The organism is Paenibacillus sp. F024, from assembly GCF_057814255.1.
The window spans coordinates 101,636-116,687 of sequence record NZ_JBVASZ010000014.1 but is presented as its reverse complement, the minus strand read 5'-3'; the positions used below and the strand labels follow the sequence as shown (position 1 = coordinate 116,687).

General features: G+C 32.6%; 14 protein-coding genes. All 14 read left to right on the top strand.

Annotation, left to right across the window (positions count from 1 at the left end; all coding sequences use genetic code 11):
* Positions 1-12: 12 nt before the first annotated feature.
* The 14 genes from ACZYR9_RS16125 to ACZYR9_RS16060 all read left to right on the top strand — a co-directional run bounded on the left by ACZYR9_RS16125 (position 13) and on the right by ACZYR9_RS16060 (position 15,028).
* Positions 13-705 (top strand): sugar transferase, encoded by a 693-nt coding sequence (locus ACZYR9_RS16125; protein WP_488979514.1) that lies wholly within the window; start codon positions 13-15, stop codon positions 703-705.
* Positions 706-726: 21 nt separating this feature from the next.
* On the top strand, positions 727-1,812 hold the full coding sequence (locus ACZYR9_RS16120) for a glycosyltransferase family 4 protein (protein WP_488979513.1): 1,086 nt from the start codon (positions 727-729) through the stop codon (positions 1,810-1,812).
* Positions 1,809-2,963 carry a glycosyltransferase family 4 protein gene (locus ACZYR9_RS16115; protein WP_488979512.1) on the top strand — a complete coding sequence of 385 codons (1,155 nt, stop codon included), beginning with the start codon at positions 1,809-1,811 and terminating at the stop codon, positions 2,961-2,963. The genes ACZYR9_RS16120 and ACZYR9_RS16115 overlap by 4 nt, the downstream gene beginning before the upstream one ends.
* A complete protein-coding gene (locus tag ACZYR9_RS16110; protein WP_488979511.1) occupies positions 2,953-3,969 on the top strand; it encodes a glycosyltransferase family 2 protein in 1,017 nt (338 codons plus the stop codon). The genes ACZYR9_RS16115 and ACZYR9_RS16110 overlap by 11 nt, the downstream gene beginning before the upstream one ends.
* Positions 3,966-5,090 (top strand): glycosyltransferase family 4 protein, encoded by a 1,125-nt coding sequence (locus ACZYR9_RS16105; RefSeq protein ID WP_488979510.1) that lies wholly within the window; start codon positions 3,966-3,968, stop codon positions 5,088-5,090. Before ACZYR9_RS16110 ends, ACZYR9_RS16105 begins: the two co-directional genes overlap by 4 nt.
* A 17-nt stretch (positions 5,091-5,107) precedes the next feature.
* Positions 5,108-6,409 carry an O-antigen ligase family protein gene (locus tag ACZYR9_RS16100; protein WP_488979509.1) on the top strand — a complete coding sequence of 434 codons (1,302 nt, stop codon included), beginning with the start codon at positions 5,108-5,110 and terminating at the stop codon, positions 6,407-6,409.
* Positions 6,406-7,476, top strand: a complete 1,071-nt coding sequence (locus tag ACZYR9_RS16095) for a glycosyltransferase family 4 protein (protein WP_488979508.1) — start codon at positions 6,406-6,408, stop codon at positions 7,474-7,476. The genes ACZYR9_RS16100 and ACZYR9_RS16095 overlap by 4 nt, the downstream gene beginning before the upstream one ends.
* Positions 7,477-7,494: 18 nt before the next feature.
* Complete coding sequence (locus tag ACZYR9_RS16090) at positions 7,495-8,973, top strand: MOP flippase family protein (RefSeq protein WP_488979507.1); 1,479 nt, start codon at positions 7,495-7,497, stop codon at positions 8,971-8,973.
* A gap of 22 nt (positions 8,974-8,995) precedes the next feature.
* The gene (locus ACZYR9_RS16085) at positions 8,996-10,318 is read left to right on the top strand and encodes a UDP-glucose dehydrogenase family protein (RefSeq protein WP_488979506.1); all 1,323 of its coding nucleotides are present in this window, start codon (positions 8,996-8,998) and stop codon (positions 10,316-10,318) included.
* Positions 10,319-10,395: 77 nt separating this feature from the next.
* A complete protein-coding gene (locus tag ACZYR9_RS16080) occupies positions 10,396-11,154 on the top strand; it encodes a sugar phosphate nucleotidyltransferase (protein ID WP_488979505.1) in 759 nt (252 codons plus the stop codon).
* A 33-nt stretch (positions 11,155-11,187) separates the two neighbouring features.
* Positions 11,188-11,736, top strand: a complete 549-nt coding sequence (gene rfbC / locus ACZYR9_RS16075) for a dTDP-4-dehydrorhamnose 3,5-epimerase (protein WP_488979504.1) — start codon at positions 11,188-11,190, stop codon at positions 11,734-11,736.
* Between the two features lie 13 nt (positions 11,737-11,749).
* Positions 11,750-12,769 (top strand): dTDP-glucose 4,6-dehydratase, encoded by a 1,020-nt coding sequence (gene rfbB / locus ACZYR9_RS16070; protein ID WP_488979503.1) that lies wholly within the window; start codon positions 11,750-11,752, stop codon positions 12,767-12,769.
* Positions 12,762-13,649 carry a dTDP-4-dehydrorhamnose reductase gene (gene rfbD / locus ACZYR9_RS16065; RefSeq protein WP_488979502.1) on the top strand — a complete coding sequence of 296 codons (888 nt, stop codon included), beginning with the start codon at positions 12,762-12,764 and terminating at the stop codon, positions 13,647-13,649. Before rfbB ends, rfbD begins: the two co-directional genes overlap by 8 nt.
* Positions 13,649-15,028, top strand: coding sequence for a sugar phosphate nucleotidyltransferase (locus ACZYR9_RS16060; RefSeq protein WP_488979501.1), 1,380 nt, complete (start codon positions 13,649-13,651; stop codon positions 15,026-15,028). The genes rfbD and ACZYR9_RS16060 overlap by 1 nt, the downstream gene beginning before the upstream one ends.
* The last annotated feature ends 24 nt before the right edge of the window (positions 15,029-15,052 follow it).

The window sequence follows — 15,052 nt, the reverse complement described above, 5'->3', positions numbered from 1 at the left end:
ATAATTACAGTTATGGCCAATATGAATGAGGATAGTAGTGCATTGAGTGCGCCTTTGTCACGTGATATAAATGAACATTCGTTTGAATCTAATATATATCCTATTCTCAAAAGAGCTCTGGATGTAATTTTAGTACTTTTAGGCATTATAGCTCTTTTGCCGGTTTTTATTGTTATAGCGATATTAATGAAGATAGACGATCCGCATGGGAAAATTCTGTTTAAGCAAAATAGAATTGGTCAACATGGTAAAACGTTTAAAATTTATAAATTTCGTTCGATGGTTTCAAATGCTGAGGAGAGACTGGTCTCAGATCATAATCTTTATAAAAAGTATTTAGAAAATAATTATAAATTGGAACCACACGAAGATCCCCGAATAACTAAATTAGGTAGGTTCCTCAGAAATACAAGTATAGATGAGCTTCCTCAATTATTTAATGTATTAAAAGGTGAAATGAGTCTAGTTGGGCCACGTCCTGTAGTCAGAGATGAATTGAAAGAATACGCGGATAAAACAGTTGATTTTTTGTCAGTGAAGCCTGGAGTTACAGGATATTGGCAAGTTAGCGGAAGAAGTAATGTTGGTTATCCGGAAAGAGTAGATCTAGAACTTTTTTATGTATATAATAAAACGATTTGGTTTGATTTAAATATACTCATAAAAACAGTTTGGATTGTGGTTTTGAAAAGAGGGGCATATTGAATAAATAAGGAGATTTAGCATATGAAACATAATATTTCTATTGATGCCCGCATGATAAACTATTCAGGTATAGGAACTTATTTACGTAATTTAATGCCTCTTATTGTAAAAGAAAAAAACTATAGATTTAATATTTTATGTAATATAAATGATGTTATTAAATATGATTGGGCTAAAGAAGATAATGTTCATTTAATAGACCTTAAATCATCAATATATTCAATTCAAGAGCAATTGGAAATGATTAATAAAGTAAAAAAAGATACTGAGTTGTATTGGTCTCCACATTATAATATTCCTATATTTCTTAAAAGAAAAATGGTCGTTACAGTACATGATGTGTTTCATCTTGCAATGCCCAAATATGTAAAAGGAATCAGCAAAAAAGTTTATTCTAAATTAATGTTTAATGCTATTAAGAAAAAAGCTGATGCAATAGTATGTGTTTCTGAATTTACAAAAAATGAATTGATTAATTTAACTAGTATAGATAGTGAAAAAATTCGTATCATTCATAATGGTGTTGATGAATCGTGGTTTACGATGGAAAAAAAATATAACCCCCACAAAAAGTCATACATTTTATTAGTTGGAAATGTTAAACCACACAAAAACATTTTATCAGTATTAGATGCATTCAATTTAATAAAAGAAAAGATAGAGCATGATATAGTTATTGTTGGTAAGAAAGAGGGTTTTATAACTGGTGATTCAAAAATTATTGAATACGCGAAAATGTTTGGAGATCGTATCCATTTTACTGGATACGTAGAAGAAAATGAACTAAAACAGTATTATTTACATACGGATTTGTTAATTTTTCCATCATTTTACGAAGGCTTTGGCTTACCACCATTAGAAGCTATGGCATGTGGTTGTCCAGTGCTTGCATCAGATATTCCGGCAGTAAAAGAAGTATGTGGTGATGCAATAAAATACTTTAATCCATTCTCGTCGGAAGAATTAGCTGAGCGAATTATAAGTGTACTGGAAGACGATAAGCGAAACCAACTTAGGATGAGAGGATTTTCACGTGCTAATATGTTTACTTGGGAAAGAGTAAAAACAGATCTAATTAAGGTTTTTAAGGAAGTGATTGAAAAATGAGAATTGCAATTATACACGATTGGCTTGATGTATATGCAGGATCAGAAAGAGTTTTGGAACAAATAATTAATTTGTACCCGAATGCTGATTTATTTAGTATAGTAAATTTTTTGGATGAAAAGAATAAACATTTTATTGGCAATAAAAAAGTCCAAACTTCATTTGTGCAAAAAATTCCATTTTCAAGAAAATTTTTTAGAAACTATTTACCATTTATGCCGTTAGCCATAGAACAATTCGATCTAACATCATACGATTTAGTTATATCAAGTTCACATGCAGTTGCAAAGGGAGTAATAACTGGTCCCAATCAATTGCATATTTCGTATGTTCATTCACCTATCCGATATGCTTGGGATCTACAACATCAGTATTTGAAGGAATCTGGGTTGAACAAAGGGATAAAACGATGGGTAACGAGTTTAATTTTACATAAAATTCGTATATGGGATTATAGAACTGCCAATGGAGTCGATGAAATTATTGCAAATTCAAATTTTATTGCTAAAAGAATTTTTAAGGTATATAACCGTAAAGCCACCGTAATATATCCTCCTGTAGATGTTAATAAATTTGCCCTATGTGAAAATAAAGATGACTACTATTTAACTGCTTCAAGATTAGTTCCATATAAAAAGGTTGATTTAATAGTTGAGGCTTTTTCGAATATGCCAGATAAAAAATTAATAGTAATTGGTACTGGATCAGAATTTGCAAAAATAAAAGCATTGGCAAAAGATAATATTATTATGCTAGGTTACCAAGAGGATGAAGTGTTATTAAAATACTTACAAAAAGCAAAAGCATTTATATTTGCTGCAGAGGAGGATTTTGGAATTATTCCTGTTGAAGCTCAGGCATGTGGAACACCTGTTATAGCATTTGGAAGAGGCGGAGTACTTGAGACGATTCGTGGTATTGAGCATGATAATCCAACAGGAGTATTCTTCTACAGTCAAACAGAATCTTCACTCAGAGATGCAGTTAATATTTTTGAATCAATTAGTGATCAAATATCTCCATTAGATTGTAGAATAAATGCTTTAAAATTCTCTCCTGAGAGATTTAAAAATGAATTTAAAGAAGTTGTTAAATCTAAGTGTAAAGAGTTTATTAATATATCTAATGAAGGTGCAACTAATGTCCAATAATACCCCAAAAGTTTATATATTAATATTAAATTGGAATGGATGGAAAGATACAATTGAATGTTTGAATAGCATATTAAAAAATAATTATAAAAATTATCAATTGCTTGTTATTGATAATGATTCTTCCGACCAATCTGTTGAAAAGATAAAGCATTGGGCCGATTCATACGACCAAGGTAAAATACCATATATTCAGTATAATAAAATTACTTCCGTTAATGGTGGTAGAACTGATGAAGAAAACATGTTATATGAAAAATTACCTGAATGTTTAGATCATCCATTAATAATAATAAATACTGAAGGAAATTTAGGATATGCAGGTGGTAATAATGTCGGCATTAATTACGTGTTAAAAAAGGGTGATTCAAATTATATTTGGCTTTTGAACAATGATACAATAATTGAAAATAATTCATTAGTTAATTTAATGAACTCTTTTAAAAATTCTGAAAAAATAGGAATGGTAGGTTCTAAATTATTATACTTTCATCAAAAAGTTACGATTCAAACAATAGCAGGTGGCTTTCTTATTCCATGGAAGGGTGTAACTAAACACATTGGTGCAAATGAAGTCGATAATGGTCAATGGGATATTTGTTTGGAGCCTGATTATATTACTGGAGCAAGTTTATTGGTGAAACTAGCTGTAATAAAGGATATTGGGCTGATACCAGAAGAGTATTTTATGTATTCAGAAGAAGTTGATTGGTGTATACGCGCAAAGCAGAGGTCATGGAACTTAAATTATTGTTATAAAAGTATAGTATGGCATAAAGAAGGCGCATCAATTGGAAAAAAAAGTGCAGTACAAGATTATTATAGTTTAAGAAATATGTTATTTTTAATTAAAAGATATCATAAAAAATATTTAATATTAGCCCTTTTGTTTACTATTTATAGATCAATAACTCCAAAATTATTAAAACTTCAAATATTAAGATTACATTTTGTGATTAAAGCTTATATTCATTTTATTCAAGGGAAAATGGGGAGAACAATTTGATTCACTCAAAAATTGCATTTGATGCTAGTGTATTAAGATCAAACGGGATGGATGGTCTAAATAGATATACAGAAGAACTCCTAAGAAAATTTATTGAAAACAAAAGTATAGATATGGTTGCGTTAACAACAAGAAAAGATTTAAAAGATAATTATCACAACCGCATTCAAGTTTTACCTCAATTATTGTGCGAAAAAGGTATAAAAGGAAACCTGTCGAGATTATTATGGAATCAAATTAATTTAACTAAAATTATAAAAAAAGAAAAATGCAATGTATATTTTTCTACTTTACCTGAAGGAATGTTCTTTCCAATTTGTAAACAATATATTACAATTCATGATCTTCTACCTTTACTATATCCTGAAACATATCCAAGACAGCGATATTATTTTAAGTATATTTTACCAAAAATACTTAAAAATTCAACTGGTATAGTGACAGTTTCAGATTCCACTAAAAAAGATATTGAAAAATATTTTAAGATAGACTCCTTACCGATTTATGTAGTACATCAAGGTTTTAACGAAAGAGTGTTTTACAAACGTTCCCCCATAGAAGTGTCAAATGTTAAAAAAAAATATAATATTTTTAACAGTTATATATTATGTGTTGGAGAAACAAGACCATACAAAAATATAAGAAAACTAATTGAAGCTTTCTCAAGAATTAAAATACCTGAATTAAAACTTGTTATCGTTGGTAATATTAATAAAATGGATAAAGATATTGTAACGATGCCGAATAACTTAAATATTAAAGACAAGGTTCTATTTTTAGGGTATGTCCCAGATGAAGATCTTGCATCATTATATACAAGTGCCTCTGCTTTTGTCTTTCCCTCACTGTATGAAGGTTTTGGTATACCTTTGCTTGAAGCAATGAATTGTTCTTGTCCTATTATCACTTCAAATACTTCATCAATGCCGGAGGTATGTGGTAAAGCTGCTTATTATGTAGATCCAAATAATATCAATAGTATTGCTGAAGGTATTTTTAAAGTAACTACTGAACCAGAGTTAGCAAAACACCTTGTATTAAATGGACAGGAAAGAATAAAGGACTTTAACTACGATGAAACTGCAAATAAACTTATAAATATTTTTAGAGAAGTACTATAAAGGGTGATGTTAAACATATGCAAGAGGACAAAATAGCATCAGAATTTAGTTTGAAGAAAACAGATAAATCAATCTTATTAAGATTAGCTTCACTCTTTGTTGGTTTGTTAATTATTTGTGCAATGAATCTTCCACCAATAGAAGCTGCACCTAGCTTAGTAATTATAAATACTGTTTTAGGCTCACTGTCCTTGACAAGAATATTAATAATATTAACGCTATTATTATTTAGCCTAGTAATACTATTTACTAATATTAAATTGAGAATAAATATCATTGATGTATTGGCCTATATAATGGCAATTATAGCACTAATTTATAACGCCGAAGTTTCAAAAGGTGCATATTTTATATTAATAATTAGTAGTTCATATTTAATTGGAAGATTTATAAGGATTTTAAATTTAGAGAATTTAGCATTTACAACAATAAAGATATCTGGGTTAGTTCAATCATTACTGGTGTTATACACTATATATATTAGTCCGATTGTCACACAAGTTAATGGTAGTATGCTATTCAAACAATACACTAGTGGAGTGGAAGGAATATTATTAAATGAAAGAGCAAGTGGAACAATTGGTAATCCAGTAGTATTAGGGGCATTGTTACTACCATCGTTAGTGTGTTGGTTCTGTGATATTTTACACACAGAGAAAGGTTTGAAATTCTTTTTATCATTTATTCCTATTTCTATAATTGCTTACAGTGTATTTTTAACATATTCAAGGGGAACTTGGTTAGCATTTATATTAGTAACAATTATTATTCTATATAAAAAGAAATTAATAAAAAATGTTTTTGTATGGCTATTGAGTTGCATAGTTGTTTTTTTACTTTCGATGACTCCCCTTGCGGATGATTTTACTGCAAGACTTTCTTTGACAAATGATTCTGACTTTTCAGTCACACATAGATCATTGATGTATTATTGGTCTTTTAATATTATATGTGAAAATGTCTATTCTTTTTTTGTTGGGTATGGGTTTGGGGGATCTAAAATTCAATTGATGAATAAAACACCAGGTGATGGATTTCCAGTAATAGATAATCTTTTTTTATCCATGCTTGTAGATCTCGGAATAATAGGGGTAATTATGCTTTTATATATAATATACAAAAGTATAGTAATAAATATAAATACTATAAAATATAATTGGATTTCTTTTATTTTATTAGCTATGTGTTTTAATTCATTAACTTTTGATGTCTTTTATTGGGAACCATTAGGTTTTATATTTTGGTTCATGCTAGGTATAGCAAACTCTAATGAATTTAATGGATTAAATGAGTTAAGTAAGAGAAAGGTGAATTTATGAAAAAAGAAAAATTATTTATTCTTCATGAAACTGGTGCTCCAAGACATTTTGAGTCAATAGGTTATTTAAATCAAAGAACGAACTACTATAGTAAACTTGTTTCAGTTGAATTTTCTATTGTTAGACAATTATTAAAGGGAATTTATAGAAGAAATTTTAATCTTGTACGCAAATCTATATGTAACCTTATGTATTTAATTTACTTTCTTGTATCTAAAAACAAACAAATTATTATTGGCGCTGCACCTTATGATTCAATTATATGGTACTTATTAATTTTGAAAAAAAGACATAATGTAATATATTACTCCTCATGGCCTTATTGGGATTTCTCAAATTACCCTAAATATGTATACATAAAAAAACAAGTTGTATTATGGGAAAAATTCTTAAAAGGAATACAGGTAGTTGCTGTAACTGATGATGTAAAAAAAGGTTTAAAAAAATATACAGATAATACTACAATAATACCTCATTGCATTAACTCAATAACATTTACACCATCAAATCGCTTTAACGATTCAAATATAATAAGAATATTATACGTTGGAAGATTGATACCTGAAAAAGGTGTTGATATTATTATTGAATTAATAAAGGATCTTAGAGAGACAAAGCATATTGAATGGTGGTTTATAGGGGACGGTATTTTAAGAAATGAGATTATAGATCTTCAAACCCAATTTAAAAATGTTAGTTATTTAGGTTTAGTTAAAGACCAAACGAAATTAGCGAAGCTTTATCAACAATGTGATATACTGTTGCTTCCTTCATATTCTGTAAAAGGATGGGAAGAACTTTTTGGAATAGTTTTAATTGAGGCAATGGCGTGCGGAGTAGTACCTATTTCCACAGTTTGTGTGGGTCCAAAAACAATTATTACTGATGAGAATGATGGATTCTTAGTGCCCATTGGAGATAAGACTGCATTCAAGAAAAAAATAGAATATCTTACAAATAACAATGAAGTATTAAAAAGAATGGCTTCTGAAGCACGAAAAACCGCTGAAAAAAGGTATTCAATTGAAATAACTGCAAGCTTGTGGGAAGACGTATTAATAAATTAGATACGAGGAATTGGAAAAATGTCCCTAATTAATCGCGGAGCTAAAGCTTCTAAGTGGGCAGCTCTCTCAATGATAGTCCTGACGATTGTCCAGTTTGTACAATTAATAATCTTATCTAGATTATTGCAACCGAGTGATTTTGGATTAATGGGAATGACTATGGTAATTATTAGTTTTTCCCAAGCTTTTGTAGACATGGGTGTTTCAAATGCACTAATATCTCATAAAGAAATTAGTAGTAATCAACGTCAAAGTTTGTATTGGTTTAATATTTTTACAGGTTTTTTCATTTTTATAATAATTTTTTCAAGTGCTACATTGATTTCTAGTTTTTATAATGAACCACAGTTAATACAGCTTATTAGATTGATGTCTTTAATATTTTTGATTATTCCAATTGGTCAACAAATTCAGATTTTACTTCAAAAAGAGTTAAATTTTAAATTGATATCTTACATAGAAATAACCTCCGCCATGTTAGGTTTTTTAATGTCATTTATGACTGCTTATAATGGATTTGGGGTTTTTTCACTTGCGGTTGGGCAAATAGTAAATTTTTTTATTAAATCTTTGCTCTTACTTTTAGTTGGAATGCGTAAATGGCCAATTCAACTACACTTCTCGTTAAGTGAGATAAGACGCTATATTAATTTCGGTTTATTTCAAATTGGTGAAAGATCCGTACATTTTCTAAGCTACAATTTAGATTATATTATCATAGGCCGTTTTTTAGGTGCTGAAGCACTTGGTTTCTATACATTTGCCTATCAATTAATAGTACTGCCAATATTAAAAATTAATCCAGTTATTACTCAAGTTGCTTTTCCCTTATTAGCAAAGGTTCAATATGACACCATAAGATTGAAAATAGGTTATTTAAAAGTAATAAAATATTTAAGTTATATTAATTACCCTATTTATTTTGGTTTATTTATCACAGGACCAATGATTGTACCGCTACTATTTGGTGAAAAATGGAGTGACAGTATTGTTTTGATACAAATTCTTTGCGCGATGGGTTTGCTTCGTTCTTCTATAAGTCCTGTAAACACATTGCTATTATCAAAAGGGAGAGCTGACTTAGGTTTTAAATGGAGTTTAATTTCTATGGCTTTACTGATACCAGCGATATCACTTGGAGCTTATTTAAACGGAGTAGTTGGAATATGCATTTCTTACGTAATACTTCAATTCATTTTACTGCTTTTGAATTATTTTTTGTTAATTAAAAAAATATTAGGTCAATGTTTAATACAATATGCTTTTAGTATGCTTCCAGCATTTTTATTCAGTAGTGTAATGTTAATTACTTTATGGATAATATTAAATTATATGAAACTTGGAATTATGTGGTTGGAACTTTCTATTCAAATAATAATTGGAATAATAGTATATTTAAGTCAAATTTACCTCTTTAAATATCATGTATTTAAAGAAATGTTACACTTAATAATAAGTAAACAAAAAATTGACAAAGATGAAGGGGCAACTATTTGAATTTTTGAAGGAGTGTAAATTAATGAAAATAACTGTTATTGGGACAGGATACGTCGGACTTGTTTCTGGAGTTTGTTTTGCGGAAACTGGAAATCATGTTACATGTGTTGACAAAGTTTCTGGAAAAATTGATATGCTTAACGAAGGAATTGTACCAATTTATGAGCCTGGATTAGAAGAGCTGATGATGAAAAATATGGTTCGTGGAAATTTAAATTTTACTACTAATATTACCAAGGCCATTAAGGATGCAGAACTTATAATTATTGCCGTAGGTACACCTTCGTTAACTAATGGGGAGGCGGATTTATCATCTGTAGAAGAAGTAGCAAGACAAATTGGCGTAGAATTAAATAGTTATAAAATTATCGTCACAAAAAGTACTGTTCCTGTTGGTACTAATGATATTATTAAGTCAATTATTAATGAGTTAACGACTATTCCATTTGATGTAGCCTCGGTTCCTGAATTTTTACGAGAAGGGTCAGCAGTTCAGGATACTTTAAATCCAGATCGGGTTGTTATTGGCTCACAATGTGAGCACGTACACGATATATTAATAAGCTTGCATACTCCCTTAACGAATAATTTCTTGATAACTGATATACGAAGTGCTGAAATGATTAAATATGCTTCTAATGCATTTTTAGCTACTAAGATTTCATTTATAAACGAAATCGCAAATATATGCGAAAAAGTTGGGGCAGATGTTCAAGAAGTAGCTAAAGGAATGGGCTTGGATAAAAGAATTGGCTCTTCATTTTTAAGAGCTGGAATCGGTTATGGTGGATCGTGCTTCCCAAAAGATACAAATGCTCTTGTGCAGCTTGCAGGGAATGTAGACTACGACTTTAAACTGCTGAAGTCAGTTATTGAAGTGAATCAAAATCAACGATTTAGTATTATAAGTAAATTGAAAAGTTCCTTAATTGATCTATATGGAAAAACCATAGGTATTTGGGGACTATCCTTTAAACCTAATACGGATGATATAAGGTATTCGCCTGCAATTGAGATAATTGAAGAGATTATAAAAGCAGGTGCTAATGTCAGAGTTTATGATCCAATCGCATTAAACAATTTTAGAAATTTTTTCAATAACGGAAATATAGAGTGGTGTGATAGTGCAATTAAAGCATCCCAAAATTGTCATGCTCTATGTTTATTGACTGAATGGGAAGAATTTAAAAATATTGATTTGTTTGCTGTGGAAAAATCTATGCATACCCCTATATTAATTGATGGAAGAAATGTATATTCATACGAAGAAATTAATAATACAAACTTTATTTATTTTTCTATTGGTAGACCTAATAAAAAATCAGAAAGATATGTTTCTGCTTAATCAAGATCTTAACTACCAGTTGATTAAGATATATTTTTAGGTATCTTTCCGAAGAAATTGAAAAAGGGAGTGTGTATATGAAAGGAATCATTTTAGCCGGTGGAACAGGTTCACGTCTCTACCCATTAACAAAGGTAACAAACAAACACTTGTTACCAGTCGGGCAATACCCAATGATCTATCACGCAATCTACAAATTAAAAGAAGCTGACATTAACGACATCCTCATTGTCACTGGACGTGACCATATGGGCGATGTCGTTAATTTATTAGGAAGCGGTTATGAGTTCGGGGTAACTTTTACGTATAAAGTGCAAGATCAGGCTGGTGGTATAGCACAGGCATTAGGTTTGGCTAAAGATTTTGTGGGTAACGATTCAATGATTGTAATTCTTGGAGATAACGTGTTCTCAGATGATATTTCTGAGTATGTAAAGAACTACATTTCTCAAGCATCCGGTGCAAAAATATTACTTAAGGAAGTTCATGATCCTCAAAGATATGGCGTTGCAGAACTCGCGGGTAAACAGATTGTTTCAATTGAAGAAAAGCCTGCTCAACCCAAAAGCTCCTATGCCGTTACAGGTATCTACATGTTCGACAATAATGTATTTAATATCATCAAAACGTTGAAGCCTTCTAATCGGGGAGAACTTGAAATAACAGATGTTAATAATGCCTACATCCAAAGCTCACAATTGACATTTGATATTCTATCCGGATGGTGGACGGATGCTGGTACGCATGAATCACTAGCTTACGCTAACGAACTGGTTCGCGACTATGATTTTGATTTAGACTTTGGTCGTAAGGTTGCCGTTGCTACAGCTAAGTAAGCAAAAAAAGGTTTAAGGAAGTGAAGCATTGAAATGAAAATTCATGAAACAAAGTTTGATGGAGTACTTATCATTGAGTGTGATGTCTATGGTGATCATCGTGGATTCTTTACGGAAAGCTACAGCAAACAAAAATTTGAAAAAGAAGGTATACACTTCGATTTTGTTCAAGACAATCATTCTTTATCGGCTGAACCAGGTACATTAAGAGGGTTGCACTTTCAAATAGAACCTAAAGCACAGACAAAATTAGTAAGGGTAATTTCAGGTGCTATTTATGATGTAGTTGTAGATATCAGATCGACTTCGAGAACTTATGGAGAATGGTTCGGAGTCATTTTAAGTGAACACAATAAACAACAATTGCTAGTACCCAAAGGTTTTGCTCATGGATTTTGCACTATATCTCCTAATACTCAAGTGGTTTACAAAGTAGATGAATATTATTCACCGGAATATGATAGAGGAATAATTTGGAACGATCCTGATATTGGAATTCAGTGGCCGGTCGTTAACCCGATACTTTCGGACAAAGACGGGAAACACCCTAGCTTAAAAGAGATTAATTATATATTTGCATAGGAGAGTTACATATATGAATTTATTAGTAACTGGCGGGGCGGGGTTTATCGGAAGTAACTTTATCAGATACATGCTTAATCAATATGACGATATTTTTATAGTCAATTATGATAAATTGACCTACGCCGGAAATCTGGAAAATTTAATTGACATTGAGGAGCATCCTAACTATGTTTTTACAAAAGGAGATATTTGTAACAAGGAACTGGTAGCCTACCTCGTTAAAAAATACGACATAGATATCATTGTGAATTTCGCAGCCGAATCCCATGTTGACCGAAGTATTTTGAACCCAGAATTATTTTTGAATACCAATGTATTGGGAACGCAGGCTTTACTTGACATCGCAAGAGATTATAACTTAAAGAAATATGTGCAAATATCCACTGACGAAGTATATGGATCATTAGGGGAAACGGGGTATTTTACGGAGGGGACTCCTATTGCACCCAATAGTCCTTACTCGGCAAGTAAAGCAGGGGCAGATTTAATCGTAAGAGCTTATCATGAGACGTACGGGCTTCATACCAATATTACTCGTTGTTCCAACAATTATGGCCCCTTTCATTTTCCTGAGAAGTTAATTCCGCTTATGATTTCGAACGCAATGGAAAATCAACCTCTACCGGTTTATGGGGACGGTAACAATGTAAGGGATTGGCTGCATGTTATGGACCACGCTTCGGCAATTGATTTGGTTATTCGTAAAGGTGAGCCCGGCGAGATCTATAATATTGGCGGACACAATGAAAGACGAAACATTGAAATTGTTGAACAGATATTGAAAACTTTAGACAAACCAAACCACTTAATCCAATTTGTGGATGATCGGCTTGGTCACGATAGAAGATATGCTATTGATCCCAGCAAAATACAAAAGAACTTAGGGTGGATTCCTAAATATACATTTGAAGTAGGACTTCAAGAAACGATTCAATGGTATATTGATAACCCAACCTGGTGGAAACGTATCAAATCGGGTGAATATATGTCGTATTACGATAAACAATACGGGGTACGCTTATATGGATAAGCCAATAAAAATTCTGGTAACAGGCGCAAGTGGGCAGTTAGGAACGGATATGATTCGTTTATTAGCAAATTCTGGCTGCGATGTTTATGGATACGTTAAATCTGAATTGGATATCACCGATATAGAGGGAGTCAAATCGCTGCTCCATATGGTTTTACCCGATGTAGTCATTCATGCTGCTGCTTATACCAAAGTTGATTTGGCTGAATCGGAATGCGAAGATGCGTTCTTAATTAATTCATTCGGTACAAGGAATATTGCAGTAATTGCGGAGCAAATCAAAGCAAAGCTGGTATATATAAGTACTGATTATGTTTTCAATGGTGAAAAGAAAACGCCACTAAACGAATTTGAACAAACTGAGCCGATCAATATTTACGGAATGTCAAAATTAATGGGTGAACATTTCGTGCAAAGTTTTCACTCCAGGTACTTTATCGTTAGGACATCGTGGGTGTATGGTCAACATGGTTCTAATTTTGTAAAAACGATGCTGAATTTGGCAAAAACACATCGGCAATTAACCGTTGTCGATGATCAAACCGGATGTCCAACATTTACTGAGGATTTGGCGAAATGTATTCATGACCTTATTCTAACGGATAAATATGGAATCTATCATGTTTCCAATGCAGGTAACTGTACATGGTATGAGTTTGCCAAAGCTATTTTTGAAACAGCTAAAATGGATGTTGGGGTTCTTCCTGTATCTTCAGAGCGGTTTCCAAGACCGGCGAAGCGTCCGAGTTTTTCTGTTTTTGATCACATGTCTCTTAGATTAAACGGCTTTCATGAAATGAGGCATTGGAGGGAAGCGTTAACTGAGTTTATCGAAAAATATAATACAGTAGAAAATCAAAAAATATCGGAGGAAGTTTGATGAAACTTATCTTGCTATCCGGTGGCTCCGGCAAAAGGCTATGGCCGCTATCGAATGATGCTAGGTCAAAGCAGTTCTTGAAGGTGCTAAAGAATGACTTAGGCGAGAATGAGTCGATGGTGCAGAGGGTATGGAGACAATTAGGCAATGTCGGTTTACGTGAGGAAGCTTGTGTTGCTACAGGAAAAGGGCAGGTTGAAATGATTGTGTCTCAATTAGGATCATCTGTTCCGATTGTTATAGAACCATCACGCAGGGATACATTCCCTGCCATTGCCTTATCAGCTACGTACTTATACTCCATTCTGGGAATTAGTTTAAATGAAGTCATCGTTGTTCTGCCGGTTGATCCATATGTTGAGGATGATTTTTTTCAGAAGGTTAGACAGCTGGAAGATATTATGAAGCATTCCAATGCAGATTTAGGTTTGATTGGTATCAAACCCACCTATCCTTCAGAGAAATATGGCTATATCGTACCGGATCAAGATCTTCTTTCAGAAGGAACGGATTATGTACAAGTAAGCCATTTTAAAGAAAAACCCCGCGAGGAAGAAGCGAAAGCCTTACTTAAGGCTCATGCGCTTTGGAATGGCGGGGTTTTTGCATTCAAGCTTAACTATCTGATTAATATGCTGATCGACAAGGGTCTGCCCATTCAATATGAAGAAATGCAGCGGCAATTTGATAAAATGCCTAAGATCAGCTTTGACTATGAGGTCGTTGAGAGAGCTAAACAAATCGTTGTTGCACCATATGATGGCTATTGGAAGGACTTAGGGACCTGGAACACACTGACAGAAGAAATGAACATGAATATTATGGGGCAAGGGCTCATTTGTGATCAATCCCAGAATACTCATGTGGTCAATGAGCTAGATATCCCAATTACGGTTTTGGGTGTTTCCAATGTCGTAGTGGCAGTTAGTCCAGACGGGATATTAGTCACGGATAAAGAAAGCAGTCCGAAGCTGAAAGACATGCTCAAAGATTTAGATCAGCGTCCGATGTATGAAGAACGCCGTTGGGGCCATTACCGGGTGATGGATTACCAACAAACGGATGAGGGACATGAAGTATTGACCAAGAAAATTGAAGTAACTGCAGGACAATGCCTAAGTTATCATTCACACCAAAACCGGAGTGAATGCTGGACCATTCTGTCTGGACGCGGGGAATTCGTATTAAATCATAAATTCATACCGATTGGACCAGGGGATGTGCTGCAAATACCGGCGGGCTCGATTCATAGTGTTCGCGCATTAACGGATCTGGAGTGGATTGAGGTTCAGATCGGGTCTGACTTAATGGATGAGGATACTACTAGAATGTATGTTCATTGGGATGACATTGAGAAGCATTGCCGATCGGTCAGCTAATCCAAGGAAAAGGATGCGTAGGTT

What these genes read in the sequence shown, in the direction of transcription:
- ACZYR9_RS16095 (WP_488979508.1), top strand. Translation starts at nt 6,406, where the DNA reads ATGAAAAAAGAAAAATTATTTATTCTTCATGAAACTGGTGCTCCAAGA.
- ACZYR9_RS16080 (WP_488979505.1), top strand. Translation starts at nt 10,396, where the DNA reads ATGAAAGGAATCATTTTAGCCGGTGGAACAGGTTCACGTCTCTACCCA.
- ACZYR9_RS16110 (WP_488979511.1), top strand. Translation starts at nt 2,953, where the DNA reads ATGTCCAATAATACCCCAAAAGTTTATATATTAATATTAAATTGGAAT.
- rfbC (WP_488979504.1), top strand. Translation starts at nt 11,188, where the DNA reads ATGAAAATTCATGAAACAAAGTTTGATGGAGTACTTATCATTGAGTGT.
- rfbB (WP_488979503.1), top strand. Translation starts at nt 11,750, where the DNA reads ATGAATTTATTAGTAACTGGCGGGGCGGGGTTTATCGGAAGTAACTTT.
- ACZYR9_RS16090 (WP_488979507.1), top strand. Translation starts at nt 7,495, where the DNA reads ATGTCCCTAATTAATCGCGGAGCTAAAGCTTCTAAGTGGGCAGCTCTC.
- ACZYR9_RS16085 (WP_488979506.1), top strand. Translation starts at nt 8,996, where the DNA reads ATGAAAATAACTGTTATTGGGACAGGATACGTCGGACTTGTTTCTGGA.
- ACZYR9_RS16120 (WP_488979513.1), top strand. Translation starts at nt 727, where the DNA reads ATGAAACATAATATTTCTATTGATGCCCGCATGATAAACTATTCAGGT.
- ACZYR9_RS16125 (WP_488979514.1), top strand. Translation starts at nt 13, where the DNA reads ATGGCCAATATGAATGAGGATAGTAGTGCATTGAGTGCGCCTTTGTCA.
- rfbD (WP_488979502.1), top strand. Translation starts at nt 12,762, where the DNA reads ATGGATAAGCCAATAAAAATTCTGGTAACAGGCGCAAGTGGGCAGTTA.
- ACZYR9_RS16060 (WP_488979501.1), top strand. Translation starts at nt 13,649, where the DNA reads ATGAAACTTATCTTGCTATCCGGTGGCTCCGGCAAAAGGCTATGGCCG.
- ACZYR9_RS16100 (WP_488979509.1), top strand. Translation starts at nt 5,108, where the DNA reads ATGCAAGAGGACAAAATAGCATCAGAATTTAGTTTGAAGAAAACAGAT.
- ACZYR9_RS16115 (WP_488979512.1), top strand. Translation starts at nt 1,809, where the DNA reads ATGAGAATTGCAATTATACACGATTGGCTTGATGTATATGCAGGATCA.